The 25,579-nt window shown below is 68.6% G+C and carries 29 protein-coding genes; 18 read left to right on the top strand and 11 right to left on the bottom strand.

Annotated elements, in window-relative coordinates:
- Window positions 1-344 precede the first annotated feature (344 nt).
- From ACZ6ZD_RS12710 to ACZ6ZD_RS12695, 4 genes are all read left to right on the top strand, one after another.
- Entirely contained in the window at window positions 345-767 is a 423-nt protein-coding gene (locus ACZ6ZD_RS12710) for a PKD domain-containing protein (protein ID WP_465671294.1), read from the top strand.
- A 209-nt stretch (window positions 768-976) separates the two neighbouring features.
- A complete protein-coding gene (locus tag ACZ6ZD_RS12705) occupies window positions 977-1,486 on the top strand; it encodes a SigE family RNA polymerase sigma factor (protein ID WP_465671293.1) in 510 nt (169 codons plus the stop codon).
- On the top strand, window positions 1,486-2,511 hold the full coding sequence (locus tag ACZ6ZD_RS12700) for a hypothetical protein (protein WP_465671291.1): 1,026 nt from the start codon (window positions 1,486-1,488) through the stop codon (window positions 2,509-2,511). Before ACZ6ZD_RS12705 ends, ACZ6ZD_RS12700 begins: the two co-directional genes overlap by 1 nt.
- Before the next feature lie 364 nt (window positions 2,512-2,875).
- The gene (locus ACZ6ZD_RS12695) at window positions 2,876-5,989 is read left to right on the top strand and encodes a S8 family peptidase (protein WP_465671289.1); all 3,114 of its coding nucleotides are present in this window, start codon (window positions 2,876-2,878) and stop codon (window positions 5,987-5,989) included.
- 171 nt (window positions 5,990-6,160) lie between these two features.
- Here ACZ6ZD_RS12695 and ACZ6ZD_RS12690 read toward each other — a convergent pair whose 3' ends face one another.
- Window positions 6,161-6,781 (bottom strand): flavin reductase family protein, encoded by a 621-nt coding sequence (locus ACZ6ZD_RS12690; RefSeq protein ID WP_465671287.1) that lies wholly within the window; start codon window positions 6,779-6,781, stop codon window positions 6,161-6,163.
- 78 nt (window positions 6,782-6,859) lie between these two features.
- Here ACZ6ZD_RS12690 and ACZ6ZD_RS12685 point away from each other — a divergent pair, with 78 nt between their 5' ends.
- Window positions 6,860-7,726 (top strand): phosphotransferase family protein, encoded by an 867-nt coding sequence (locus tag ACZ6ZD_RS12685; RefSeq protein WP_465671285.1) that lies wholly within the window; start codon window positions 6,860-6,862, stop codon window positions 7,724-7,726.
- Here the strand turns inward: ACZ6ZD_RS12685 and ACZ6ZD_RS12680 are convergent.
- Entirely contained in the window at window positions 7,719-8,618 is a 900-nt protein-coding gene (locus ACZ6ZD_RS12680; protein ID WP_465671283.1) for a hypothetical protein, read from the bottom strand. The genes ACZ6ZD_RS12685 and ACZ6ZD_RS12680 overlap by 8 nt on opposite strands.
- A gap of 134 nt (window positions 8,619-8,752) precedes the next feature.
- Between ACZ6ZD_RS12680 and ACZ6ZD_RS12675 the strand changes: the two genes are divergently transcribed.
- Both ACZ6ZD_RS12675 and ACZ6ZD_RS12670 read left to right on the top strand, forming a co-directional pair.
- Window positions 8,753-9,322 carry an acyl-CoA thioesterase gene (locus tag ACZ6ZD_RS12675; protein ID WP_465671281.1) on the top strand — a complete coding sequence of 190 codons (570 nt, stop codon included), beginning with the start codon at window positions 8,753-8,755 and terminating at the stop codon, window positions 9,320-9,322.
- Window positions 9,319-9,978, top strand: a complete 660-nt coding sequence (locus ACZ6ZD_RS12670; protein WP_465671279.1) for a potassium channel family protein — start codon at window positions 9,319-9,321, stop codon at window positions 9,976-9,978. The genes ACZ6ZD_RS12675 and ACZ6ZD_RS12670 overlap by 4 nt, the downstream gene beginning before the upstream one ends.
- On the opposite strand, the gene ACZ6ZD_RS12665 is transcribed toward ACZ6ZD_RS12670, so the two are convergent.
- Window positions 9,956-10,576, bottom strand: a complete 621-nt coding sequence (locus tag ACZ6ZD_RS12665; protein ID WP_465671277.1) for a TetR/AcrR family transcriptional regulator — start codon at window positions 10,574-10,576, stop codon at window positions 9,956-9,958. The genes ACZ6ZD_RS12670 and ACZ6ZD_RS12665 overlap by 23 nt on opposite strands.
- A gap of 38 nt (window positions 10,577-10,614) precedes the next feature.
- On the opposite strand from ACZ6ZD_RS12665, the gene ACZ6ZD_RS12660 reads away from it, so the two are divergent.
- The 7 genes from ACZ6ZD_RS12660 (at window position 10,615) to ACZ6ZD_RS12630 (ending at window position 15,577) form a co-directional block, all read left to right on the top strand.
- Entirely contained in the window at window positions 10,615-11,526 is a 912-nt protein-coding gene (locus ACZ6ZD_RS12660; RefSeq protein WP_465671275.1) for a DMT family transporter, read from the top strand.
- Complete coding sequence (locus ACZ6ZD_RS12655) at window positions 11,505-11,960, top strand: MarR family winged helix-turn-helix transcriptional regulator (protein ID WP_465671273.1); 456 nt, start codon at window positions 11,505-11,507, stop codon at window positions 11,958-11,960. The genes ACZ6ZD_RS12660 and ACZ6ZD_RS12655 overlap by 22 nt, the downstream gene beginning before the upstream one ends.
- A complete protein-coding gene (locus ACZ6ZD_RS12650; RefSeq protein WP_465671271.1) occupies window positions 11,957-13,165 on the top strand; it encodes a glycoside hydrolase family 3 N-terminal domain-containing protein in 1,209 nt (402 codons plus the stop codon). The genes ACZ6ZD_RS12655 and ACZ6ZD_RS12650 overlap by 4 nt, the downstream gene beginning before the upstream one ends.
- Window positions 13,165-13,497: a YidH family protein gene (locus ACZ6ZD_RS12645; RefSeq protein ID WP_465671269.1), complete on the top strand. Its 333-nt coding sequence runs from the start codon at window positions 13,165-13,167 to the stop codon at window positions 13,495-13,497. The genes ACZ6ZD_RS12650 and ACZ6ZD_RS12645 overlap by 1 nt, the downstream gene beginning before the upstream one ends.
- Window positions 13,494-13,802 (top strand): DUF202 domain-containing protein, encoded by a 309-nt coding sequence (locus ACZ6ZD_RS12640; protein WP_465671267.1) that lies wholly within the window; start codon window positions 13,494-13,496, stop codon window positions 13,800-13,802. The genes ACZ6ZD_RS12645 and ACZ6ZD_RS12640 overlap by 4 nt, the downstream gene beginning before the upstream one ends.
- 140 nt (window positions 13,803-13,942) lie before the next feature.
- The gene (locus ACZ6ZD_RS12635) at window positions 13,943-14,575 is read left to right on the top strand and encodes a DUF47 domain-containing protein (protein ID WP_404640462.1); all 633 of its coding nucleotides are present in this window, start codon (window positions 13,943-13,945) and stop codon (window positions 14,573-14,575) included.
- Window positions 14,576-14,578: 3 nt separating this feature from the next.
- Window positions 14,579-15,577, top strand: a complete 999-nt coding sequence (locus ACZ6ZD_RS12630; RefSeq protein WP_465671265.1) for an inorganic phosphate transporter — start codon at window positions 14,579-14,581, stop codon at window positions 15,575-15,577.
- On the opposite strand, the gene ACZ6ZD_RS12625 is transcribed toward ACZ6ZD_RS12630, so the two are convergent.
- Both ACZ6ZD_RS12625 and ACZ6ZD_RS12620 read right to left on the bottom strand, forming a co-directional pair.
- A complete protein-coding gene (locus ACZ6ZD_RS12625; RefSeq protein ID WP_465671263.1) occupies window positions 15,578-16,093 on the bottom strand; it encodes a hypothetical protein in 516 nt (171 codons plus the stop codon).
- A gap of 105 nt (window positions 16,094-16,198) precedes the next feature.
- On the bottom strand, window positions 16,199-16,957 hold the full coding sequence (locus tag ACZ6ZD_RS12620; RefSeq protein ID WP_465671261.1) for a lysophospholipid acyltransferase family protein: 759 nt from the start codon (window positions 16,955-16,957) through the stop codon (window positions 16,199-16,201).
- Window positions 16,958-17,106: 149 nt separating this feature from the next.
- Between ACZ6ZD_RS12620 and thiC the strand changes: the two genes are divergently transcribed.
- The 3 genes from thiC (at window position 17,107) to ACZ6ZD_RS12605 (ending at window position 20,160) form a co-directional block, all read left to right on the top strand.
- The gene (gene thiC, locus ACZ6ZD_RS12615) at window positions 17,107-18,729 is read left to right on the top strand and encodes a phosphomethylpyrimidine synthase ThiC (protein ID WP_465671259.1); all 1,623 of its coding nucleotides are present in this window, start codon (window positions 17,107-17,109) and stop codon (window positions 18,727-18,729) included.
- Between the two features lie 280 nt (window positions 18,730-19,009).
- Window positions 19,010-19,609 carry a helix-turn-helix domain-containing protein gene (locus ACZ6ZD_RS12610; protein ID WP_465671257.1) on the top strand — a complete coding sequence of 200 codons (600 nt, stop codon included), beginning with the start codon at window positions 19,010-19,012 and terminating at the stop codon, window positions 19,607-19,609.
- Window positions 19,606-20,160, top strand: coding sequence for a hypothetical protein (locus tag ACZ6ZD_RS12605; RefSeq protein WP_465671255.1), 555 nt, complete (start codon window positions 19,606-19,608; stop codon window positions 20,158-20,160). Before ACZ6ZD_RS12610 ends, ACZ6ZD_RS12605 begins: the two co-directional genes overlap by 4 nt.
- 6 nt (window positions 20,161-20,166) lie before the next feature.
- Here ACZ6ZD_RS12605 and ACZ6ZD_RS12600 read toward each other — a convergent pair whose 3' ends face one another.
- Window positions 20,167-20,862 (bottom strand): RDD family protein, encoded by a 696-nt coding sequence (locus tag ACZ6ZD_RS12600; protein ID WP_465671253.1) that lies wholly within the window; start codon window positions 20,860-20,862, stop codon window positions 20,167-20,169.
- Window positions 20,863-20,876: 14 nt separating this feature from the next.
- A complete protein-coding gene (locus tag ACZ6ZD_RS12595) occupies window positions 20,877-21,467 on the bottom strand; it encodes an RDD family protein (protein WP_465671251.1) in 591 nt (196 codons plus the stop codon).
- 55 nt (window positions 21,468-21,522) lie between these two features.
- On the opposite strand from ACZ6ZD_RS12595, the gene ACZ6ZD_RS12590 reads away from it, so the two are divergent.
- Window positions 21,523-21,948 carry a DUF2752 domain-containing protein gene (locus ACZ6ZD_RS12590; protein ID WP_465671249.1) on the top strand — a complete coding sequence of 142 codons (426 nt, stop codon included), beginning with the start codon at window positions 21,523-21,525 and terminating at the stop codon, window positions 21,946-21,948.
- 42 nt (window positions 21,949-21,990) lie between these two features.
- On the opposite strand, the gene ACZ6ZD_RS12585 is transcribed toward ACZ6ZD_RS12590, so the two are convergent.
- From ACZ6ZD_RS12585 to pstC, 4 genes are all read right to left on the bottom strand, one after another.
- Window positions 21,991-22,527: a hypothetical protein gene (locus ACZ6ZD_RS12585; protein WP_465671247.1), complete on the bottom strand. Its 537-nt coding sequence runs from the start codon at window positions 22,525-22,527 to the stop codon at window positions 21,991-21,993.
- Between the two features lie 105 nt (window positions 22,528-22,632).
- Window positions 22,633-23,409 carry a phosphate ABC transporter ATP-binding protein PstB gene (pstB, locus tag ACZ6ZD_RS12580; RefSeq protein ID WP_465671245.1) on the bottom strand — a complete coding sequence of 259 codons (777 nt, stop codon included), beginning with the start codon at window positions 23,407-23,409 and terminating at the stop codon, window positions 22,633-22,635.
- 21 nt (window positions 23,410-23,430) lie between these two features.
- Window positions 23,431-24,351 carry a phosphate ABC transporter permease PstA gene (gene pstA / locus ACZ6ZD_RS12575; RefSeq protein ID WP_465671243.1) on the bottom strand — a complete coding sequence of 307 codons (921 nt, stop codon included), beginning with the start codon at window positions 24,349-24,351 and terminating at the stop codon, window positions 23,431-23,433.
- On the bottom strand, window positions 24,348-25,535 hold the full coding sequence (gene pstC, locus ACZ6ZD_RS12570; protein ID WP_465671241.1) for a phosphate ABC transporter permease subunit PstC: 1,188 nt from the start codon (window positions 25,533-25,535) through the stop codon (window positions 24,348-24,350). Before pstC ends, pstA begins: the two co-directional genes overlap by 4 nt.
- Between the last annotated feature and the right edge of the window lie 44 nt (window positions 25,536-25,579).

Genomic DNA, 25,579 nt, shown 5'->3' with positions numbered 1-25,579 from the left:
CTGTCACCGGCAAAACCACTCACGCCGGGGTGCGAGTCACCGGGACGAAACGCAAGCAGAATCGTCTCGGTACCGGCACGGCTGTTCCCGGCCGGAAACCTCGTACCAAGACCACTACGGCCAACACCGCTCGCCGTCCGTCGAACAGACCGCCGGCGCGAGTCATCAAGCAGGACGTTCGGCTGAACATCGGTATGTGTGGGCGGATGCAACCGGATGGGACGGTGCCGGGGCCGTACTGGTGTCAGCCGGTGGTGCGGGATGAGCGGCCGCCGCGGCCGGGGGAGCCTACTCAGCCGCAGGTGGTTCGGCCTCGTCCGGAGGACGTCACTTGGGAGCAGGTCGTGAGTGAGTCGAAGGACGCCTTGTTCAAGAAGCTGACGGTTCATGTGCAGCCAGCAGGTAGGACGCTGGTCAATGTCGAGACCATCGTCTACACCGACGAGACCGGTGTCCTGACCTACTCAGTCCCGGTTGCCGGCTTCCCGGTTGTGGTCCGAGCTACTCCGATGAAGTACACCTGGCACTTCGGCGACGGCAGGAGCAGAACGACCTACACCGCAGGCAAGCCGTATCCCGCCAAAGAGATCACCCACAAGTACCTCAAGCGCGGAGACGTCAACCTCACCGTCACCGTTGAGTACGCCGCAACATTCCAAGTAGCCGATTTACCGCCCGAACCGGTCGGCCCGGTCCCCGTCACTGGGCCGGCCACGCCGCTCCAGGTTCGTGAGGCTGTGCCGGTTCTCGTCGATCCGCCGAGGTGAGTCGGCGTCGCGTGGGTTGGTCGCTGGGGTTTGTCGCCGGGCTTCGGGCCGCGCAGTGAGCGCACTGGTTGTTGCTTGAAGCAGTGAGCTGCGCTCCTGTGGTCCTAGGAGTCGTTGGGGGTGGTGGTCGGCGGGGTTTCTGTGGCTGGGCCGTCACCTGATGTGTGTCTCGACCCGTCTACCTAGTCAGACAGACGGGAAGGACACGGATGAAGGCGGCGGACGAAGAGGCTTTTCGCGGATTCGTGACGGAGCGGCTCTCGAGTTTGCTGCGGACGGCGTATCTGCTGTGTGGTGACCATCACCAGGCCGAGGACATCGTGGCGGCAGCGACGGTGAAGCTCTATACGTCGTGGCGCAAGGTGAGCAAGGCTCGCAGTCCGGGTGGGTATGCCCGCCAGGTCGTGGTGCGGACGTGGGTGGACGGGCAACGCCGGGCCTGGCGACGAGAGCAACCTACGGCCGAGCTTCCAGAGCGGGCGGACTACTCGGTGCCCGCCGATGCCGTGGTGGAGCGGGCTGAGCTGCAGGAGCTGCTCGACCGGCTGCCGGCCCAGCAGCGCGCGGTTCTCGTACTGCGGTTCTACAACGACCTGTCTGTCGAGGACACCGCCCGCGCGCTGCGGATCAGCGCGGATGCGGTCAAGAAACTCACTCAACGCGCCCTGCGGAACGTCCGGGCTCAGCTGCCCGCGGCCGCGGAACTCAAGGAGGCATGATGGCTGACGACGACATCCGTCGGCTGCTCGGCAAGCTCGCGGTCGACGCGCCGGACACTGACCGTTTCGACCTCGACCGACAGATCAGGAAGGCGCGCCGGACGGTGCGCTACCGGCGCGGCGCCGTCGTGGGACTTTGTCTCGCGGTGTCCGCCGGGGTTGTGCTCACTGCCGGCGAGCCGGCCGCGACGACGCCGCCGGTGGCGGTGGAGACGCCAAGCGTGAGCACCAAGCAGGTGTCCGCGGCTTCGCTGCTGATGGTGGCGGCGAGTCACCAATTGCAGCTCGAGAAGGGCAGCGGACGATACTTCCGCAGCCGAGTGCTTCTCGTGGACAGCCCGTTGCGGGTTGGCGCCGGGGCTGATTCCTATCTGGTGGAGCGGCGGTCGATCGAAGAGAGCTGGGCAGCGGCCGACGGTACCCGGCTGTGGCAAGGGACTCGCGATCTGGGCGGTCGTCCGGCGACGCGGGCCGACCAACTGAGTTGGCAGCGCGCTGGCAGCCCGGCGAGCTGGCAGATCACGGATCCGGACACCGTGGACGGCAAGCCGATCGTCATCACCGCGAAGCCGGCCGCGGGAAAGCTCTTCGAGCTGCCGACGGCCAGGTACTTCCTCGGGAGCAGGGCCGGGCTCACGCTTCGGGAGGTCCAGGCGCTTCCGGAGGACCCGGCCCAGCTCCGGCACCGACTGCTGCGGGACAGGCCGAACACGACTCCGGAGGACGAGTGGCTGCGCGCCATGAGCTGGAACGTTCTCTTCCGCCTGCCCGCCCGGGCCGAGAGCAGAGCCGCCGCACTCCGGCTGCTGTCCGGAATCCCCGGTGGCGTCGTCTCCGCATCAACCCGGGATCCGATCGGACGCACGGGTACGGCGATCGCCTGGCCCGGCGGCGAGACCGTCGTGATCGACCCGGCCAACGGCCGAATCCTCAGCTATCGCTCCGGCGACCGCCAAGGCGTCGTCCTCGACATCGGCTGGACCAACGACCCACCGACCATCCCCTCGACGAAGGCACCCCGATGAAACCTACCCGGACGACGGCACGCGGCCTCGCCCTGACCGACACACCCGCAATGCCGTCCGCGGCCACCGGCCCCTCGGCCGAGGTGAGCCGGTGAAGCGCACGCTGACCACAGCGCTCCTCCTTACGACTCTCCCCGCCTTGGCTGCCCTGACCCCCGCCAGCGCCGTGTTCGCGGCCAACGGATCTGCCATCGGCACCACCCTCTCCACACCGCCAGTCTCACCGGCCGGCGTGGGACCACGGCAGGGTGAGCGGGTTACGTTGCTGACTGGTGATGTGGTGGTGGCTCGGCAGGCGCCAGGCGGGAACTTGGTGGTTCGGGCGGAACCGGGGCCGGGGCGGGCCGGGGTCAGTTTTCATCGGTTGACCGTCGGGCGGCAGGAGCTGACGGTCCCTTCCGACGCTGTAGCGGCGCTGGCCGACGGTCTCCTCGATCCGAATCTCTTCGACGTCCGGCACCTGCTCGCCCAGCACCTCGGCGACGCCACCAGCCGCACGCTGCCCCTCTACCTCCAGTACGACGGCGCGACCCCACCGGCCCAACCGGCCAAGGGGCTGATCACCCGCCGCCTCCCCCAGGCGAAAGCGCTGGCGATGCAGGAGCCCCGGGCGGCGGCCGGCGAGTTCTGGCGGCAGATGACCCGCAACCGGGCGGGAATCAAGAAGATCTGGCTCGACGCGGCAACGATCCAGCTGGACCGGAGCAGCGCACAGATCGGCGCGCCGCTCGCCTGGCGCGCAGGCCTGACCGGCAAGGGTGTCCCGGTCGCGGTCCTGGACACCGGCTACGACCCGAAGCACCCGGATCTGACCGGCGTGATCAGCGCCGCCGAGGACTTCACCGGAAGCGGTGACGTCGTGGACCGCAACGGTCACGGCACCCACGTCGCCTCGATCCTGTCCGGCTCCGGCGCGGCCTCCCAGGGCAAGCTGCGCGGGATCGCGCCGGACGCGCGGATCCGGGTGGGCAAGGTGTGCGGCGACGGCGGCAGATGCGAGATCTCCGACATCATCGCCGGAATGGAGTGGGCCGCGGCCGGTGGAGCGCGCGTGGTCAATCTCAGCGTCGGCGGCAGCGCCACCGACGGTACCGATCCGCTGTCCGCGGCGGTCGACGAGCTGTCGGCGCGCTACGGGACGCTCTTCGTCGCCGCCGCCGGCAACTTCCCCGACGTCCAGATGATCAACGCACCGGCCGCGGCCGCGTCGGCTCTGGCGGTCGGCTCGGTCACGTCAGCCGATACGATCAGCGACTTCTCCAGCAAGGGGCCGCGCTTCGGCGACCTCGCTTTCAAGCCCGACTTGGTGGCCCCCGGCAGCCGGATCGTCGCAGCACGCGCCGCCGGAACGGCCGAGCAAGCCGCAGTCGGACAGCACTACTCCGAGCTCAGCGGTACCTCGATGGCTGCCCCGCACGTCGCCGGCGCCGCCGCGCTCCTCGCCCAGCAGCACCCGGACTGGACCGGCCAGCAGCTCAAGGCGGCGCTGATGGGCTCGGCCAAGCCGCTGAACGGGCCGAGTGTCTCCGCGCAGGGTACCGGCCGACTCGACCTCGGCCGGGCCGTTACCCAGCTGGTGACTGCGAACCGGCCCACCCTGGACTTCGGTGTCGCGAAATACCCCCATCACGCCAGTGCGCCGCTGACGAAGACGATCAGCTATCGCAACGATTCCCGGGCGGCGATCACGCTGAAGCTCGCTCTGTCGGTCAGCACCGGGACAGGGCAGCCTGCGCCGCCAGGGATGTTCACCGTTGACCGGCCGATGCTCGTCGTCCCGGCCGGTGGTACCGCCAGTGCGGTGGTGCGGGTGAACCCTGCGGCGGCTGGTCCCGATGGCGGGTACGGCGGCCTGCTGGTGGCGAGCGCGAGCGGTGTGTCCGTCCGAACCGGGGTCGCACTGAACAAGGAGCGTGAGTCGCTCGAACTCGACGTCCAGTTCCTCGATCGCACCGGCGGTCCCGGCGGCGGCGACCGGCTGTTCGCCTATCTACTGAGCCACGATCTGGAATCCGGGATCGGCATGGTCTGGTCGATCCCCGCGGACGGGCGCCGGACGATCACGTTGCCGCGTGGGCGGTACGCCCTGGTCGGGATGCGGGAGGCACCGCAACCGGGCGGTAACGCCGAGGTGAGTTTCCAGGTCGAGCCCGGCTTCGCCCTCGATCGACCGGGCCGCAGCTTCGTCCTGGATCCGCGGAAGCTCAGCAAGGTCGAGCTGCGCGCTCCACGCCCGGATGCGGATCCAGCCGGCGGCGGTCTCGACTTCAGCCTGGTGGGCGGCGTGAACCGGATCAGTGCCGGCGTCGGGCTCTCGAGCTCGATGATCCCGGGCGCCGCACCGCACGCGCTGTATGTCCTGCCGCGCAAGGCGGCCGGCCTGGACTATCACGGCAACTACAGCTGGGCCCGGCTGCCGGCGGATCCCCAGCCGGATCGGGACTTCTTCCTCGACAGTCCGTACCTCTATCACGATGTCGCATCCTGGCCCGGCGGCCCGCCCGAGCGGCCGACGCTGATCACCCCGCCCGGAGAGTACGCGAAAGTCCGGGCTCAGTACTCGAGCGCCGGGCCGGACCAGCGCGCGATCCGATCCGCCCTCGCGACGCAGGACGGCGTCCAGCTGACCAGCTGGGCACCGGCTGTTGAGATGACGCTTCCCTTCGAACGGGATGAGTACTACCCGGCCCGGCCAGGCTTGTCCTGGTCGTCACTGGTCGACCTCCGCAGCAATACCGGCGGCGAAGGAATGGACCTCAGCCGCACGCTGAGCGCTCCGACCTCCTACCGGCCGGGCGAGTCCTCGGTCGAGCGGTTCAACCAGGCGGTCACCGGCCCGGGCTGGCGCGCTCCAATCGTTCAGGCCGGCCGCGACGGTGACACGCTGGATCTCGACCTGTACTGCTTCGCGGCGGCGGGACCGGAGCGGATCGGGGACTCGGTTGTCGAGACCGAGCGCACCACGCTGTACCGCAACGGCGAGCTCGTTCAAACGTCGAACGCGCTCAAGCGCCAGGTCTTCGCCCTCGCCCCGGAGCAGAGCACCTATCGACTGGAGAAGGAGATCACCCGACCGGCCGAGCTGTTCCGGCTGTCGACCAAGATCCAGGCACGCTGGACATTCCGCTCACGCCGGACGCCGGACGCCGAGCTGACTCCGTTGCCGTTGCTGGCCGTGCGATACAGCCCCGAGCTGGACAAACACAACAAGGCGCCGAGCGGGTCGTTCCGGATCCCGGTCACCGTCGAACATCAGAACGGCTCCCGACCGATGCCGGTGACCGGACTCGTCGTCGAAGCATCCTTCGACGACGGCCGCACCTGGCAGCCAACGCACCTTCGCCGGACCGGTGAAACCTGGACCGCCACGGTCGATCAGCCCCGCAGCGGCTTCGTGTCACTACGCGCAACCGCGGTCGACCGCGCCGGCAACGAGGTCGACCAGACCATCATCCGAGCCTACGAACTCGGTGGCTGACTGACTGTCCGGCCGGCCTCCCGCCGCGGAGGCCGGCCGGCCTGGTCAATACGAGATGGACGCGGCAGAAAACAATCGGTGAGGTCAGCCGTTGCCGGCGGCAAGCGATCGGGAGAGCCGGAAGTGGTACGCGACCCGAAGAGGTGAGTGCGTCGAACGGCGGAGTGGCGGCTATTTGGGTTTGGTGAAGTGGGCGGGCCAGGCAGGGTAGGGGATTCGGGAGATTTGGTGGCGGGGGCCGAGGGTGGACCAGTTGTCCTTGTCCAGGCGGGCGAGGGGGTTGAGGAGATAGGGGTTCGGGTGGTTGTCCGTCAGGGCGGTGGAGGTCAGAGCGATGGCGCGGACTTGGCCTATGACCAGGTGACAGTCGCCCAGGGGGACGGTCGTGTGGAGAGTGCATTCGAGGGCTGCGGGGGATTCGGCGACTCGTGGGGCGGTGATGGTGCGGGAGGGTTCGGGGGTGACGCCGATGGCTTCGAACTCGGAGACTTCGGGTGGAAAGTCGGTGGCGGAGGCGTTGATCTGTTCGAAGAGGCGGGCGGGGGCCAGGTTGATGACGAATTCGCGGGTGGCCTCGATGTTGGTGAGGGTGTCTTTGCGGCCTACTGAGGTGAACTGGACCATCGGCGGGCGGACCGAGGCGACGGTGTAGAAGGAGTGCGGGGCGAGGTTGAGGACGCCGTCCGCGGAGATGGTGGAGACCCAGGCGATGGGTCTGGGGATGACGATCGAGGTCAGGGCCGCGTAGGTCTGGCGCGGGCCGATCTGCTCCGGGTCCAGCTCTGTTCGCACTTCGGCAGTACATCAAATGGGTGGACGGCGGGGCACTCCGGCACGAGGATCGCGGGATCCGAGGTGTGGAGGGTGTGGATGGGCGACGGGCTGCTGGAGGCCGTGCGGCAGGTCGGGCGGGGGTACGGGGTGCCGGCGGACGAGACGCGCGAGGTTGCGGGTGGGGTGGCCAGCCGGGGGTTCGTGGTGGGGCGGGAGTTGTTCGTGCGGGTGGCTCGGGCTGGGTTCGAGGGGGACCTTCGGAAGGAGGTTGCCGTGGTTCCGGTGGCGCGGGCGGTGGGAGTGCGAACGCCGGGGATCGTCGCGTACGACGAGAGCCGGGCCGTGCTGGATGGGGTGTACGCCGTGAGCGAGCGGGTGCATGGGGTTGAGCCGACGCGGACGCCGGTGCAGGTCGCGGAAGAGTTGGCTCGGCTGCACAGCGCACAGGCGGTCGACGCGCAGCTACCGGTGGATGGTTGGGGAAATCCGCGCGCGACGGTGGACGGGCTCGGGACGCGCGGGGTGGTGGACAAGGCGACGGCCGACTGGTTGATCGGCTGGTTCGGGCGGTTGGAGCAGCGATTCGATCGCGCGCGAGCACGGGTACTCATCCACGGAGATGTTGCCCCGCACAACCTTCTGGTCACGGCGAACGGTGAGCTGGCCGCACTGCTGGATTGGGGCGATTCGGCCTGGGCGCCGAGAGCCACCGACTTTGCGAAGCTGCGCCTGAACGAGGTCGTGGAGCTGCTGCCTCGGTATGCGGCGCAAACCCCTGAGGTGACGGAAGCAGAGCTGGCGGCAGGCATCCTGTATCTGCAGTTGGCCTGGGGCGTGTCGAAGTTGGCAGCGGACCCTTGGCCAGGGCAACGGCATTGGACGGCGCCGCCCGCGAGCCGGGTGTTGGGGCTGTTGCAGTTCTTCAGCGGGCGGCCGCCCGCGCCGTGGTCAGATCTCAACTGAGCTCCTTGAGGACTGCGGACATCTCGGGCGACATCGCCAGCGTCATCGGCGAATGTGAGCTGGTCGCCGGCTGCCAGGTAGGCGTTGGCGTTAAGGTGACCAGATGGACGTCGGGCGACAGCGGACCCGGCGCCTGGTTGTACGTCCGCGCAGCCTGATTGATCAGGTGACCCAGGGCCGGGATCACCGAGAGATCCCGAATCACGTGGATCAACAGCAGATCCCGGCAGGGCAGCGCGACAAGCAGACCGGACGGCGGAGTCGGGATCGCGAGCGAATCGCGCAGCACGGTGTCGATCACCAACGCTCGCGACCCGGCGAACGAATCCCCCGTGATCGCAGCGAGCTGGACGCCGCCCGCGTCGACAAGATCGACCGTATCGGGACGCCGCCGCAGGTTGGCCAGCCCGAACCGCTCGGCCGCGCCCCAGGTCAGACCGAGATCCCCCGGATTGAGGAACATCGTGACGACGTCCCCCTGCTCGGCGGCCGGGACGGCCACCAGCCCGGGCACGAAATCCGGCCGGTCGGCCGTCCACTCGGCCGGGAGCGCAGCCCGCGGCACGAGCCGCTGCACCAGCTCGCGCTCCGGATCGGACGGCGGATCGGGCGCACCTCTGGCGAGCCGGCGGACGATATCGGCGAAGTGGTCGTCGACAGCGCGCGGCCAGTCGGGCGGTTCCTGTTTGGCGACCGCCCGGGCCAAGTTGGTCAGACCGAGCACCGGGCCGCTCGCGGCCGGATCGGCCGGTTGCAGGACGCCGTCACGGTAGGACAGCTCGAGGCCGAGCCGGCGCACGGCGGCCAGCGCGAGCCGCACGAGCCGCTCCCCCTGGGGCAAGGTCAGCGGGCTCAGGAACCCGAGCTGCAGGTTGTCGGTGGTTGTTGTCATGGGCCACCTCCTCGACAGAGAAAGTACGAGGATTCACCCCCCTTTCAGCCGGTCGATTCGAACCTGTGGACAACCCGCTCGGTACTCTGCGCCGGACGGCCGAGACCCGGCCAGGACGTGGAGGAGAGATCCAGATGACCAGCATTCCGGCGTCGCGGCCGACTTCGGTGACCCGGCTGTCGCTGTCGCACATCACGGCGCAGAACGAGACGAACCTGCTCGGCACCGTGCACGGCGGCGTGATCATGACGCTGGTCGACTCGGCCGCGGGGGTGGTCGCGGCCCGGCACTCGGGCGGCGCCGCCGTGACGGCCTCGATGGACGAGATGGTGTTCCTGGTCCCGGTCCGGGTCGGTGACGTCGTGCACTTCCGCAGCCAGGTGAACTGGACCGGCCGCAGCTCGATGGAGGTCGGCGTCCGGATCACCGCCGACCGCTGGGACGCCGTCGGTCCCGAGGTGCACGTGGCCTCGGCGTACCTGGTGTTCGTCGCGGTCGACGAGGACGGAAAGCCGCGCGCGGTACCGCAGGTGGTCCCCGAGACCGACGAGGACCGCCGCCGGCTCCGCGAGGCCGAGATCCGCCGCAGCCATCGCCTGGCCCGCCGAGCTGCGATCATCGCCTCCCGCGAGCAAGACATCGAGCAGGCCCGCGAAGACCACGCGCAAGACGACGAGCAAACCCCCGAGGGAGCATCACAATGAGCCTGTTCGCCGGCGCCCGGCGGCACCCGTCCGCCGTGCTGCTCGTCGTCCAGCTGCTCGGTGTGGTGATCTACCCACTGACCGAAGGCTCGACCGGCGGCCGCGTGACGTTCGAGATCCTCGGCATCATGGTGCTGGTCTTGGCCGTCTTCTCCGTCCGCGCCACCCCCGGCCTCACCTGGGTCAGCATCGGCCTCGGCATCCCCGCGGTAGCGCTCTCCCTCTGGGACGCCTTCGACTCCAGCGACACCGTCGTCGCCGTCTCCGGCGCCCTGCACGCGGCCTTCTACTTCTACGCCGCCTACAGCCTGCTCCGCTACATGCTGTCCGACCACGACGTCAGCACCGACGAGCTCTATGCGACCGGCGCCACGTTCACCTTGGTGGCCTGGGGTTTCGCCTACCTCTACGTCTTCGTCCAGGTCCTCGTCCCCGGCAGCTTCATCGCAGCCGTTGCCCCTAGCAACGACCGGACCTGGATCGAGCTGCTCTTCCTCAGCTTCACCACGCTGTCCAGCACCGGCCTCAGCGACGTCGTCCCGATCAGCCCCTGGGGCCGCTCGGTCGTCATGCTCGAACAGCTGGCCGGGCTCGGGTACGTCGCGATGGTCGTGTCCCGCCTGGTCGGGCTGACTATCTCGCGCCGGTCGACCTAGGCCACCCGGCCAGCAGATCCGCGGCCGCGCGCGCGGCGACCTCAGGCGCGTGCGGCATCGCGGCGACCCGGAAACTGACCAGTGCCCCCTCGTGGAGCAGCAACAGCCGGTCAGCCAGCTCACCCGGGTCAGCCAGCCCGGCCAGCCGCGCCTGCGCCGCGAACTCGGACCGCATCCACTGCTTCTGCCCGACGATCACGGGCATCGCCGGATGGTCCGGAGCAGCGAGCTCGACACTCGCGTTGATGAACCCGCACCCGTTCTGCGACTCGACAACCCAGTCGGTCAACGCGTCGAACAGCGCCAGAATCAGCTCAATAGGCGTCCTCGGCGACCGCGCCGCCAGCTGCTCGTCGAGGAACGCGTGCCACACCCGGTTGCGATGCTCGAGGTACGCCGCGATCAGCCGATCCTTCGACCCGAACCGGTCGTACAGCGTCTTCTTCGTGACGTCGGCCGCCTCGGCGATCGCATCCACCCCGACGGTCCGGATGCCCTGCTCGTAGAACATCGTCGCCGCCGCGGCCAGAATCCGCTCCCCGGCGGGCGTCAGCCGAGCCGCCGCCGGCAACTCCCGGTCCACCATCAGTCCGACCATACTGACAGTATACCGACCGGTGTGGTTACCTCGGTGACATGACCGCCCAGACGCTCGCCCCGCCGAGAACCAAGAGCCTGGCCGCGGGCACCGGTTTCGTCCTGTTCTGGACCTCCGGCTTCATCGGCGCCGGCTGGGGAACGCGATACACGAACGCCTTCGACCTACTGGCCTGGCGGTTCCTGACCGCCGCACTGATCGCAGGCGTGATCCTGAGCATCCGCCGCCCACAGCTGAGCCGCCGTGACCTGATCACCCAGGTGTGGATCGCCGTGCTGACGCAGTTCGTCTACCTCGGCGCCATCTTCACCGGCGTCGACCACGGCATCACTGCAGGCGCCACCTCGTTGATCGGCTCCCTCCAGCCGCTGATCATCGCCACCGTGGCCGGACCGCTGCTCGGCGAACTGGTCAGCCGCAGACAGTGGGCCGGGCTGCTCCTAGGCGTCGCAGGCGTGGCCTTGGTCGTCGCTGGCGACCTCCAAGGCGGTCACGGCTCCCTACTACTGTTCCTGCTCCCGCTGGCCGGCCTGCTGGGACTGGTTGCCGGCACCTGCCTCGATCGTCGCCGTCAGCCACTGATCAGCTCGCTCGACGCGCTCTGCGTCCAGAGTGTCGTGTCGGCCGTCTTGTTCGTCACACTCGCGGCCTCGACCAACCAGCTCACTGTGCCGACCGAGCCGGGCTTCTACGCCGCCGTCCTCTGGTTGGTGCTGTTGGCAACCGGTGGCGGTTGGGGCTTGTATCTGGTGAATCTACGGCTTTCCGGCGCAACGCGAGTGAGCAGTCTGCTCTACCTGGTGCCGCCGACCACGATGCTGCTCGCGTACGTCGTCCTGGACGAACAGATCGGCCCACTCGCGGTGATCGGCATGTTGATCTGCGCCGCTGCCGTCGCGCTCATCAGAGTGAACGCTACGCTGCGGACATGGCGGAACCTCGATGGCTGAACGAGAAAGAGCAGCAGGCCTGGCGTGCGTTCATCGCGGCCCAGCGCGTCGTGAACAGCCGGATCGAGCAACAACTGCAGCGTGACGCAGGCATCCCGCACACGTACTACGAAATCCTCGTACGGCTCTCCGACGCACCGGAAGGCCGCCTGCGGATGAGCGAGCTGGCTATCGCCACCCTCGGCTCACGCAGCCGTCTCTCGCACGCGGTGAACCGCCTCGAGTCACAGGGCTGGGTACGCCGAGAAGGCGTCGAATCCGACCGTCGCGGCCAGGTGGCGATCCTCACCGACGCCGGCCGGCAGAAGCTGGTGGACTCCGCACCCGGCCACGCCGAGGAGGTCCGCAGCGCGATCTTCGATGCGCTCACCGAGGAGCAGGTCGACCAGCTGTACTCCGTCTGCACGGCACTCGCCGAACAGAACCAAGCATGAAGCGCACCGCCGTCCTGGTTCTGACTCTCGCCCTCCTCGCCGGCTGCAGCGACGCATCGCAACCCACAGCCGGCCCCAGCACCATCCCGTCCGCATCGACCCCGAGGCCGACGACCACAGCCCCCACCGAAACGCCAACACCAACCCCAACAGAGACGCCAACACCCCCGAGCTGCGTCGACGCCAAACTCAAAGCCCTCACCCTGCGCGAGCAGGCCGCGCAGCTGATCATGACCGGCATCAGCGCCAACGGCATGACGTCGTCCCAGCGCCCGGTCATCCAGAAGCAGAAGCCCGGCGGCGTCCTCCTGCTCGGGAGCAGCGGCAGCCTCGCCCACACCCGGATCGCCACCAACGCAGCGACCAAGGCGGCCACCGTCAAGGGCATCAAGCCGCTGATGGCCGCAGACCAGGAGGGCGGCGAAGTCCAGCGTCTCAAGGGCTCCGGCTTCACCAGGATCCCCGCTGCGACCGTTCAAGGCACCTGGTCCAGCGAGAAGCTGACCGCCCGCGCCAAGCTCTGGGCCGGTCAGCTCAAGGACGCCGGGGTGAACGTCAACCTCACTCCGGTGGCGGACGTCGTCCCGACGAGTCTGAAGAAGCAGAACGCCCCCATCGGCAGCCTGAACCGCGAGTTCGGCAACACCCCCGGTGAGGTCGGCCCCGCCGTCCAGGCGTTCATCAAGGGGATGCAGCAGGCCGGTGTGATCACCTCGGTCAAGCACTTCCCCGGCATCGGCCGCGTCCGCGGCAACACCGACTTCTCCTCCGGCGTCGTCGACACCGTCACCACCCGCGGGGACGACGACCTGCAGCCGTTCGCCGACGGGATCGAGGCCGGCAGCGAGATGCTGATGGTCTCCACCGTCACCTACACCAAGATCGACCCCGCCAACCGGGCCGTCTTCTCCCCCACCGTCATCGGCGGCATGGTCCGCGGCGATCTCGGGTACGACGGCGTCGTGATCACCGACGACGTCGGGGCCGCGGCGGAGGTCGCCAAGGTCCCCGCCGGTCAGCGGGCCACCCGCGTCATCGCGGCCGGCGGCGACATCGTCATCAACGGCGCGCCCGGGCTCAACGCGACGATGATCAACGCGCTGGTCGCCAAGGCCCAGCAGGACGACGCCTTCGCGGCCAAGCTGACCGCCAGCGTCCAGCGGGTGCTGGCGCTCAAGGAGAAGCACGGCTTGGTGACCTGCTGATGACCGAGCAGGAGCCCGACTACCGGTTCACCCTGGCCAACGAGCGGACCTACCTGGCCTACCTGCGGACATCACTCGCCTGTTATGCCGGCGGCCTGTCGGCGGTCCAGTTCCTCGACCTCGGCCGGGACCGCTGGCCGGCCCGGATCATCGGCGTCGTCCTGGTCCTGGCCGGGCTCGCCACCACGCTCGGCGCGCTCCGCCGCTGGCAGCAGAACCTGGTCGCCATGCGTCGCGAAGAGCCACTCCCGGTGACCAAACTGCCGCTGATGCTGGCGGCAACGATCACGGTCGGCGGTCTGATCGGCCTGATCTTCGCATTGTGGCGATGAGCACACCGGACGGCGGCCTGCAGCCCGAGCGCACCCTGCTCGCCTGGCGCCGGACCTCGCTCGGGCTGATTGCCAACGGCATCCTGCTGCTTGCCTCCGGCCACGGATCGTCCGACGTCCGGACCGGTCTCGGCATCGTCGTCCTGGTCCTCTCCCTCGGCTGCTGGGCCGCGGTGAGCGCCGTTTACCGGCACACGCGAGGCTCCGCCGTCCACGCCCTCGGGGACGAGCGCATCCTCCGGATCGCGGCCGGACTGGTCCTCCTGGTCGGCCTTTTCGACCTCTACGCGGTGGTCACGCGCTGATACCGATTGATTACTCCGTTGTCATCTTCTAGTGAACTAGTTCACCCCGACGCGCTACGTTGACCCCGCGGATGCAAGAACCGCGGGCTGTTCCCCCTAGCATGATCAACGGTTTGTCCCTCGTTCACCCGGAGCTTGAAGTGCCGTTACGTCTGCGTCCGAACGACCCGACGTTCTACGACCTTTTCACCGAGTCCGCCAACCACCTCGTGGACGGTGCTCGCATCCTCGCCGAACTGCTCGGCAGTACGGCCGGCAGCGGGCTGTCGGCCAGTCATCAGATCGCCGTCCAGATGAAGGACGCCGAGCACGCCGCGGACGAGACCACGCACTCGATCATCCGCCGGGTGAACTCGACGTTCGTGACCCCGTTCGACCGCGAGGACATCTACCGGCTCGCGTCCGACCTCGACGACGTCATGGACTTCATGGAGGAGGCGGTGGACACCGTCCACCTCTTCAACCTGGAGAAGCTGCCGGAGGAGGTCGCCGAGCAGATCGAGGTCCTGCAGCGGGCCGCGCAGCTGACCGCGGAGACGATGCCGCGGCTGCGCACGATGAAGGATCTCGCCGAGTACTGGATCGAGATCAACCGGCTGGAGAACACCGGTGACGCCGTGCACCGCCGGATCATCGCCAAGCTGTTCAGCGGCGAGTACGACGCGCTCACGGTGATGAAGCTGAAGACCGTGGTCGACCTGCTGGAGGCCGCGATCGACGCGTTCGAGCACGTCGCCAACACGGTCGAGCAGATCGCCGTCAAGGAGAGCTGAGCGTTGGAGCTCACGCTCGTCATCGCGGTCGTCGTGATCGCGCTGGCCTTCGACTACACCAACGGCTTCCACGACGCGGCGAACGCGATCGCGACCTCGATCTCGACCCGGGCGCTGACGCCGCGGGTCGCGCTGATCATGGCCGCGGTCTGCAACTTCCTCGGCGCGCTGCTCGGCACCGAGGTCGCCGAAACGGTCGGCAAGGGCATCATCAACACCCCGGCCGGGCAACACGGCCTGGTGATCGTCCTGGCGGCGCTGATCGGCGCCATCACCTGGAACATGATCACCTGGTACTTCGGCCTGCCCAGCTCGTCCTCGCACGCGCTGATCGGCGGCCTGGTCGGCGCCGGCCTGGCCTCCAGCAGCACCGTGCTCTGGTCGGGCATCGTCGACAAGGTCGTCATCCCGATGGTGATGTCGCCCGCGATCGGCTTCCTCGGCGCGTTCATCGTGATGACCGCGATCCTGTGGCTGTTCCGGCGCAGCAACCCCGGCAAGACCACGCGCGGCTTCCGGCTGGCGCAGTCGCTGTCGGCCGCCGCGATGGCGCTCGGCCACGGTCTGCAGGACGCCCAGAAGACGATGGGCGTCATCTTCCTGGCGCTGCTGACCACCGGTCACGTCCAGAAGGGCGACGGCATCCCGCTGTGGGTCAAGCTCTCCGCGGCGACCGCCATCTCCCTGGGCACGTACTCCGGCGGCTGGCGCATCATGCGCACCCTGGGCCGCCGGATCATCCACCTCGACCCGGCCCGCGGCTTCGCCTCGGAGGCGGTCGCGGCGACCGTGCTGTACGTGATGGCGATCGGGCTGCACGCGCCGGTCTCCACGACGCACACGATCACCAGCGCGGTCATGGGCGCCGGAGCCACCAAACGCCTCTCAGCGGTCCGCTGGGGCGTGGCGAAGGGCATCGTGACGGCCTGGGTGCTGACGATCCCGGCCGCCGGTCTGGTCGCGGCCGGCTGCTACGGCTTGGCGCACCTCATTCTGGAGTGATCAGCGGTTCCAGCGCCGTACGGCCTTGGCGACGTCCTTGGGCCGGATGGCGTCCAGGTTCTGGTCCCAGACGGTGAAGAGGCGATCGGCGAGGGCAGTGACGTCCAGCGCGGCTTGCGGGCGCACTGCCACCGCCCAGGTCGCTGCGGCCGCGTGGCCCTGCTCGTAGAGCAGGTGGTTCACCGTCGCCTGGATGCGCGTGCGGTCCTCGCCGGTCAGCCCACGGGCCGCCCAGTCCTGCAGGATGGCCGCGTCGTCCGCCGTCATCTGCGCGAGATAGGTCAGCGGCCCGCGCCAGAACCCGCGGTGGCCGATGGCGTCCAGGCTCTCCAGCGGGAACCAGCCGTTGGCGCAACGCCGTCCGTTGACGGCCGCCTCGACCTCGCGGGCACGCTCCGCGGACAGGTCCCGGGTGGACCAGTCGATGAAGTAGGCACCGGCGTCCGGCAGCCGCTCCGCGACCTGCGGCGCCACCGCCAGGGTCCCGGGATCGAACAGTCGCAGTTCTTCGAACACAAAGACTTCCCCCGCCCGCACAGGCACCCCCCAGGTCCCTGCTATGTCAACAACAAGTGCCTTTCGTACCCTTGCGGACGGGCGAGGGTCAAGGGCCTGTCCGAATTACTCCTGGCTCTGGGCTTTCTTCGCGGCCCGTCGTTCGAGCTCCTCGCGGTCCAGCCGGTCAGCCTCGGCCGGGGTCGGCGCGGAGCCGCCGTACGCGGCCGGCACCCACCAGGCGCCGGCCGGCTGCTCCGGGTAGGCGCGGATCGTCTCGTCGAGCATCCCGGCCATCGTCGCGTGCAGTGCGGCGGTCGCCGCGGCCGGGTCGTCGGCCGGCGTCACGCGCATCGGCGTCCCGACGGTGATCGAGATCGGCCGGTGCCGGGAGAAGTCCCTCGGGTGATCCTTGGTCAGCATCCGCTGGGTGCCCCACAGGATCATCGGGATGATCGGGACGCCGGCCTCCGCGGCCAGCCGGACCGTGCCGGACTTGAACTCCTTCAGCTCGAACGACCGGCTGATCGTCGCCTCCGGAAAGACGCCGACCACCTCACCGGCGCGCAGAAAGTCCAGAGCCTGCTGGTACGACGCCGCACCCGCGCTCCGATCGACGGGAATGTGATGCATCCCCCGCATCAGCGGCCCGGAGAACCGGTTCGTGAACAACACCTCTTTGGCCATGAACCGGACCAGCCGGCCGCTCGGCAGCGCGCCGTACCCGCCGAGCACGAAATCGACGTAACTGATGTGGTTGAGGGCGATCAACGCGCCCCCGGTCCGCGGCACGTTCTCCGTCCCGGTCAGCTGGAACCGTACGTCCAGCACCTTGAACGCCGTCCGGCACAGACCGACGACAGGCGGGTACACGAGGTCACGCATTCAGAAACCCTACTAAGGTGTCGGTGACAATTGCAGATCGCGGGAGCTCGCACCGTAGCGGGCTGAGAGGGCGGCTGGCCAGGGATCACCCTGCCCGGCGCCGCCGACCGCCGAACCTGTCCGGGTAATTCCGGCGTAGGGAGCAGCACGTGACAACCATCGGCACCGTACGACCGACTGTCACCACCGGCCCGATCTCGGGGTCGGAGAAGATCTACCGCGGCGAGCTGGGAGTTCCAGGACGTCGCGTCCACCTCACCAACGGCGAGACCTTCGACCTGTACGACACCTCCGGGCCGTACACCGACGCGACGGCCGAGATCGACGTCCAGACCGGTCTGCCCGCGCTGCGGCGCGAGTGGATCGCCGGCCGGGAGAACAAGACCCAGCTCGCGCACGCGCGGGCCGGGACGATCACCGAGGAGATGCGCTACATCGCCGTCCGGGAAGGGATGGACCCGGAGTTCGTCCGGGCCGAGGTGGCCCGCGGCCGGGCCGTCATCCCGGTGAACCGGCGGCACCCGGAGAGCGAGCCGATGATCATCGGCAAGAAGTTCCTGGTCAAGGTGAACGCGAATATCGGCAACTCCGCGGTCACCAGCTCGATCGAGGAAGAGGTCGAGAAGCTGGTCTGGGCGACCCGCTGGGGCGCCGACACCGTGATGGACCTGTCCACCGGCAAGAACATCCACGAGACCCGGGAGTGGATCCTGCGGAACTCGCCGGTCCCGATCGGGACCGTGCCGCTCTACCAGGCGCTGGAGAAGGTGAAGGGCGATCCGGCCGCGCTGACCTGGGAGGTCTACCGGGACACGGTGATCGAGCAGTGCGAGCAGGGCGTCGACTACATGACCGTGCACGCCGGCGTCCTGCTGCGCTACGTGCCGCTGACCGCCAAGCGGATCACCGGGATCGTGTCCCGGGGCGGCTCGATCATGGCCGCCTGGTGCCTCGCGCATCACCAGGAGTCCTTCCTGTACACGCATTTCGCCGAGCTGTGCGAGATCCTGCGCGAGTACGACGTCACCTTCTCGCTCGGCGACGGACTCCGGCCCGGGTGTATCGCCGACGCGAACGACGCCGCCCAGTTCGCCGAGCTGAAGACGCTCGGCGAGCTGACCAAGATCGCCTGGGAGCACGACGTCCAGGTGATGATCGAGGGCCCCGGCCACGTGCCGATGCACAAGATCGCGGAGAACGTGCGGCTCGAGGAGGAGCTCTGCGGCGAGGCGCCGTTCTACACGTTGGGGCCGCTGGCCACCGACGTGGCGCCGGCCTACGACCACATCACCAGCGCGATCGGCGCGGCCCAGATCGGCTGGCTGGGGACGGCGATGCTCTGCTACGTCACCCCGAAGGAGCACCTCGGCCTGCCGGACCGCGACGACGTCAAGACCGGCGTGATCACCTACAAGATCGCCGCCCACGCGGCGGATCTGGCCAAGGGCCACCCGGGCGCGCAGTCCTGGGACGACGCGTTGTCCAAGGCCCGCTTCGAGTTCCGCTGGGAGGACCAGTTCAACCTCTCCCTCGATCCGGACACCGCGCGGTCGTACCACGACCAGACGCTGCCCGCCGAGCCGGCCAAGACCGCGCACTTCTGCTCGATGTGCGGGCCGAAGTTCTGCTCGATGCGGATCACCGCCGATATCCGCGCGTACGCCGAGGAACGCGGCCTGACCTCGACCGAGGCGATCGAGGCCGGGTTCACCGAGATGTCGGAGACCTTCAAGGCCAAGGACGGAAAGCTCTACCTGCCACTGGCCGACTGAACCGCTCCGCCCGCTGACACCAGGAGGCCCCCGGAACCGCTGTCTGAAGCGGTTTTGGGGGCCTTCTGGCGGCGAAAACCGCACGTTTCGGGCTTACGCAGGGTGAAAGAACTGGGTGAGTCGAGATGCGGAGTCCCCCGGTTTGAGCGGAGAATTGGGGAATCGGCTGGCCTGCGAGGCGATCACGGGGAGTAATCGGGTGAACCGATTCAGGTTTTTGCCTTCACTCTACGTGAATAAGACTGTAGCCTTAACTGCGTTGGGAAGGAGGTGCGGCGCAGTGGTCTTCGTTCTCACGGTAGATCAGCGGGGCAGCCGAATCACGGGCGATCTCATACCCGAGCTACTGAACAGCCTCAACCGCCGGCCGCGCCGGCCCGGCCTGCTGCGCAAGTTCGAGCGGACCGCCGGCGACGAGGTCCAGGCGGTGTTCGACGAGGCCAAGGCGACCATCGACGTGATCGTCGAGCTGCTCCGCCGGGACAGCTGGTACGTCGGGCTCGGTATCGGTGACGTGGCGCAGCCGCTGCCGCGGAGTACCCGGGCGGGTAACGGCGACGCCTTCGTGTACGCGCGGGAGGCGGTGACGCGGGCGAAGTCCAGTCCGCATCATGTCAACGTGGTCGGCGTCGACGAGCAGCTGGCCGACCGGGTGGAAACCGTGCTCTGGTTGATGGCCTCCGTACTCCGACGCCGCAGCGAACGTGGCTGGGCCGTCGCGGACCTGCTCGCGGAGGGCCTGACTCGACGGGAGATCGGCGTGAAACTGGGGATCAGCCAGTCTGCGGTGACGCAACGGGCCCAAGCGGCCGGCTTCGTTGAGGAGCAACGCGGGCGTCTGCTGGCGATCGAGCTGCTCGACGCCGGGGCCGCTGCGTGACGACACTCGTCCTGGCACTCACGGCCGCCGGTCTGATCCTCGCAGTCCTGGCCTGGGTGCCCAAGGCGGGCTCCACGGTGGAGATCGTCATCAGCGGCTTCATGCTGGCCTGTCTGGTCGCAGCGGGCCTGCTGCTGCTCGCAGCGAACGGCGTGGCCGACTGGCCGGAGCGCTGGTGGAATGTGCTGCTCCTGCTGGCCGGTGGGCTCGCAGTCACCGGAGGCGGTCCGCTGACAACCTCTGTACTGGCTCTGGTGGACCGCGGTAACACCAGAGCCCAGTCGACGCAGAAAGCCGGTGAGGTGCTGCGGGGCGGCGCTCTGATCGGTGCGCTCGAGCGGGGCGCCATCTACGGCGCCCTGGTCGCCGGCTGGCCGGAGGGGCTGGCCATCGTGCTCGCCATCAAGGGCCTGGCTCGCTACCCCGAGCTGCGCAGTCCCGACCAGCCCGCCTCCGTCACTCCGCAGGCAGTCGCCGAACGCTTCATCATCGGCACCTTCACCAGTGTGCTCTGGTCGGTCACCTGCGCCGGCTTCCTGCTGTCGCAGTAGCCAGTACTAGTCCTGCGGCACCTTCACCACGTAGGTGTTGCAGACCTTGTCGTGCCAGGTCTGCTTCTTGTCGTCGAACAGCGGCCAGAGCGAGTCCAGGAAACAGGCGTTGTTGAAGATGCCGGACAGGAGCTCGCGCAGGAAGCACTTCAGCGGGCCGATCGGCTGACCGGTGTCGTCAGCGACCAGGCGCAGCTTCAGCACGCTCTTGCCGACGCTCTGACCGGTCTTCCCCTGCCGGAACACGCGGTTCCACAGGCTGATGCCCACGGAGATCAGCGAGCCGACGACGAGGGCGATGATCGCCCAGGGCCGCGGCCCGTCGTCCGGGTAGGAGCGGGCCGCGTTCGCGAGCACACTGCTCATGAACAACGCATAGCCGATGATCGCCGGGATGCCGGAGACGAAGAAGTCGACGAAGGTGGCGCCGACGCGCGGCAGCCACTCGGCCAGCTCGCCGTGCTGCTGGCCGCCGTACCCGTAACCGCCCGGGGCCTGCGCGTACGGCGTCTGTCCGTACGGCTGCTGCCCGTGCTGCTGCCCGTAACCCGGCTGCTGGCCATAGCCTGGCTGCTGCCCGTAGCCCGGCTGGCCGTACGGCTGCTGGGGCTGGCCGTACCCGTAGGGCGGCTGCGGCTGGCCCGGCGGGTTCCAGGGCTGCTGCGGGTCGTTGCCGCCGGGCGGCGGGGTGGGAGTGCTCATCTCAGGTCCGTTTCTCAATCACGAATGACGATGTCGTTGACGATCTTGTCGTGCCAGGTCTGCACCTTGGCATCCCAGAGCGGCCACAACAGGTTCAGGAAGCAGATGTAGTTGAACAGGTAGGCCATCACCTCGCGGCCGAGGTTCGCGCCGAAGCTGAGCCGCTCACCGGTCTGGGCGTGCACGATCCGCAGGCTGGTGATCTTCTTGCCGATCGACTTCCCGCTGCGGCCCTGGATGATCACCCGGTTCCAGAACCAGACCGTGAGCGAGCCGAGGAAGCCCAGCACGATCGCCACGCCGCCGGCCGAGGACTGCGGGTTGTTGCTGCTGAGCGCGATCGTCGCGATCAGGCCGATCCCGAGCGGGATGCTCTGCAACAGACTGTCGATGAGCGCCGAGCCGGCCCGGACGCCGAAGTCCGCGATCCGGCCGGGCGGCGCATAGGCGTAGCCCTGCCCAGCGGTGGCCTGGACGTACGGGTTGTAGCCCGGCTGGAACTGCCCGCCGGGCTGACCGGGCGGCAGCTGGCCCGGCTGCCCGGGCGGGAACTGCCCCGGCTGTCCGGGCGGGCCGCCGTACGGGCCGTTGGGAGGGGTGCTCACCTGGATTTCCTCTCGGGGCGGGATGCGGGACTGCCCGGCACGTTACTGTGGTGGAGTGAGTGAGCCGCAGGGTGTTCTCGACCGGCGCGTACAGCCGGTGGACCGGCGCGTCCTCGGCCTCGCGGCCGTCGGTGTCGGCGGATTCGGCCTGGCCGCGATCTACCAGCAGACCGGGCTCGGCATCCCGTGCCTGTTGCACGGGCTGACCGGCCTGAACTGCCCACTCTGCGGATCGACCCGGATGGCTGCCGCCATGCTGCGCGGGGATCTGGACGCCGCCTGGCACTTCAACCCGGTCGTCATGGTGATCGGCCCGCTGATCGGCGTCGCCGTCGGCTACCAGTTGCTGGCCTGGGCGCTGGAGTCCACGCGCCTGGCCCGGCTGCCGCGGCTGAAGATGCGTCCGGCAACAGTCGACCGGGTCACCAAAGCCCTGGTGGTGCTGCTGATCGGCTACGGCATCGCCCGCAACCTGTTCTGACCCGACGCCGGGCGACCGATCGGCCGCCCGGCGTACTGGTGATCAGCGCGGGTAAACGGTGCCGGTCGCCAGGAAGATGATGTTCAGCACGGTGAAGGCGATACCGCCGATCCAGGCCACCTTGGCCAGGGTGTCCGGCTTGCCCTGCTCGCGGAACTTGCTCTGCCCGAACAGACCGAGGCCGATCGAGACCAGCGGGCAGCAGAACCAGCAGACGATGCCGACGATCGCCAGGATCATCGGGGTGTTGTTCTGCTCGGCGGTCGCGCCGTAGCCGTAACCGCCGGCCTGCGCACCACCCGGGTAAGCGCCGTACGGCTGCTGCGGCTGCTGCCCGTAGGCGCCCGGCTGCTGCTGGCCGTACCCCGGCTGCTGCGGGGGCTGCTGGCCGTAGCCAGGCTGCTGCTGTCCGTACCCGCCGGGCTGGCCCGGGTAGCCACCGGGCTGGGACTGGCCGTACCCAGGCTGCTGCCCCGGCTGTCCGTACTGGCCGGGCTGGCCGTATCCAGGCGCACCCGGGGTGTCCTGCGGCCGGTTCGGGTCGTTCTGGTCATCGCCGGGAGGCGTCGGAGTGCTCACCACGGTCCCTTCTGGAGCGTCGAAGAATCCCTGCAGACTATCCGGGCCACGGGTCCGGGGTCACGCACCCGCGCCGCCCGGCGAAACCGTTCGTTCTGCAAGGGATCAGCCGAAGCGGCCGGTGATGTAGTCCTCGGTGGCCTTCTCGGTCGGGTTGGAGAAGATCTGCTTGGTCGGGCCCATCTCGATCAGCCGGCCCGGCTTACCGGTCGCGGCCAGGTTGAAGAACGCCGTCTGGTCGGAGACCCGGGCCGCCTGCTGCATGTTGTGCGTCACGATGACGACGGTGAACCGGTCCTTCAGCTTCTCGATCAGGTCCTCGATCGCGAGCGTGGAGATCGGGTCCAGGGCCGAGCAGGGCTCGTCCATCAAGATCACCTCGGGCTCGACCGCGATCGCCCGGGCGATGCACAGCCGCTGCTGCTGACCGCCCGACAGGCCCGCGCCGGGCTTGTCCAGCCGGTCCTTGACCTCGTTCCAGAGGTTGGCGCCCTTGAGCGACTCCTCGACCACCTGGGTGAGCTTCTTGCGGTCCTTGACGCCGTTCAGCTTCAGCCCGGACGCGACGTTGTCGAAGATCGACATCGTCGGGAACGGGTTCGGCCGCTGGAACACCATGCCGACCACCCGGCGGACGGCGACCGGGTCGACGCCGGTCGCGTACAGGTCCTGCTGGTCCAGCAGCACCTTGCCCTCGACGCGGGCGCCCGGAATCACCTCGTGCATCCGGTTCAGCGTCCGCAGGTAGGTGGACTTGCCGCAGCCGGACGGGCCGATGAACGCCGTGACCGAGCGGGGCTCGATCGTCATCGACACGTCCTCGACGGCCTTGAAATCGCCGTAGTAGACGTTGAGGCCGCTGACCTCGATGCGCTTCGCCATATCGACTCAGAACCTCTCTGACTATTTCGACTTGATGGTGCTGAACCGGGCGACGAGCCGGGCCAGCAGGTTGAGGGCAAGGACCAGCAGGATCAGCGTCAGCGCGGCCGCCCAGACCCGGTCCGCGGCCGGCTGCAGCGCCAACTCGGTCCGGTCCTGGTTGATCATCGTCGGCAGCGCGCCCATGAACCCCTCGAACGGGTTCAGGTTGATGTTCTTGGAGTAGCCGACCAGGATCAGCAGCGGCGCGGTCTCACCCATCACGCGGGCCAGGCCGAGCATCACGCCGGTGATGATGCCGCCGAACGCGGTCGGCACCACGACCTTCAGGATCGTCTTCCACTTCGGCACCCCGAGCGCGTACGACGCCTCCCGGAGCTCGTCCGGCACCAGTTTCAGCATCTCTTCGGTGGACCGCAGGACGACCGGCAACATCAGCAGCACCAGCGACAGCGACACCGCGAAGCCGACCCGGTTGAACCCGAACACCGTGATCCAGACCGCGTAGATGAACAGCGCGGCGACGATCGACGGGACGCCGGTCAGGATGTCGATCATGAAGCTGACCACGCGGGCAGCCTTGGTGCCCTTGCCGTACTCGACCAGGTAGACCGCGCCCAGGATCGCGATCGGGACGGCGATCGCCGCGGTGATCAGCGCCATGATCAGCGTGCCCATGACCGCGTGGTACGCGCCGCCGCCCTCGCGGCGGACGGTGACGCCGCGCTGCGACTGACTCCACCATTCCGCGTTCAGCAGCAGGTGGTAGCCCTTGCTGATCACGGTCCAGAGGATCCAGACCAGCGGGATGATCGCGACCACGAAGGCGAGCACGATCAGCACCGTGGCCAGCGTGTTCTTGAACGCCCGCGCCCCCGACCGGCCGGTCAGGTCCAGCGCTTTGCCGTCGTACGCCGGTTTGTTCTCGACGATGGCCGTCATGCGGATGCTCCCTCGGTGGCGCCGACTCGGCGGTTACGTCGCGGCCGCTTCGCGCCCGGAGCGCTGCGCGCGACGATCAGGCGGGCCGCGGAGTTGACCAGGAAGGTCACCACGAACAGCACCAGGCCGGCCGCGATGTAAGCGCCGGTCTTCTCCGCGGAGTCGAACTCGGCGGCGTTGTTGGCGATCTTGGAGGCGAAGGTCTCACCGCCGGCGAAGATCGACGAGTTCCACGGGTCGTTGCCGTTCGGCACCGACAAGATGATCAGCACGGCGACGGTCTCACCGAGCGCGCGGCCGAGGCCGAGCATCGCGGCACTCGTCACCCCGGAGCGACCGTAGGGCAGCACCGCCATCCGGATCATTTCCCACTTGGTGGAGCCGAGCGCGAGCGCGCCTTCGCGGTGCGCGATCGGCGTCTGGGCGAAGATCTCCCGGCTGATCGCGGTGACCACCGGCAGAATCATGATCGCGAGCACCACCGACGCGGTGAAGACGACGCCGATGTTCTCGCCGGCCGGCTTCTCGAACAGCGGGATCCAGCCGAGCGCCGAGGACAGGCCGTTGATCACCGGGCGCAGGATCGGCGCGAAGAACAGGATGCCCCAGAGCCCGTAGATGATCGACGGGACCGCGGCCAGCAGATCGACCGCGTGCGCGACCGGGGTCGCAATCCGCCGGGGCGCGTAGTAGGTGATGAAGAGCGCGACGCCGATCGCGATCGGGACGGCGATCAGCATCGCGATGATCGAGCTGATCACGGTCGTGTAGAACAACGCGGCGATACCGAAGCGGGGTTCGGCGCCGCCCGGCTCCCAGACCCGGGAGAACAGGAAGCTGCTGTTGTTGTCGGCCAGTGACGGGATCGCGAGCGCCAGCAGGAAGATGCCGACGAACGCGACGATCAGGACAACGAGCAAGCCCGATCCGTGGGCCAGCCCGGAGAACAGCCGGTCGCCGAGGTGGCCGACCGGGCCGAGCGCGAGCTCCTTCTTGCTGCCGTCCTTGGTCGCGACGGCGGTGTCGCCGGTTCGGCGTCCGTCGTCGCCGGTCTCCTCGGCCAGCGCGTCGAAGCGCAGCGCGGGGCCGGTCTCGTCGACCAGGTCCTCGATCTTCGGCTCTGTTCCGGCGGCTGCCGGATCCGCCGGCCGGCCGGGCGGTTCCGTGCCGTCTGGACTACTCATCGATGGTGCTCCAAGCGCCTGGGGTCGTCGTGGGGCTGTGCGGT

The sequence above is a fragment of the Kribbella sp. NPDC104218 genome, assembly GCF_055584105.1.
This window is presented reverse-complemented; position numbering and strand designations above follow the sequence as displayed.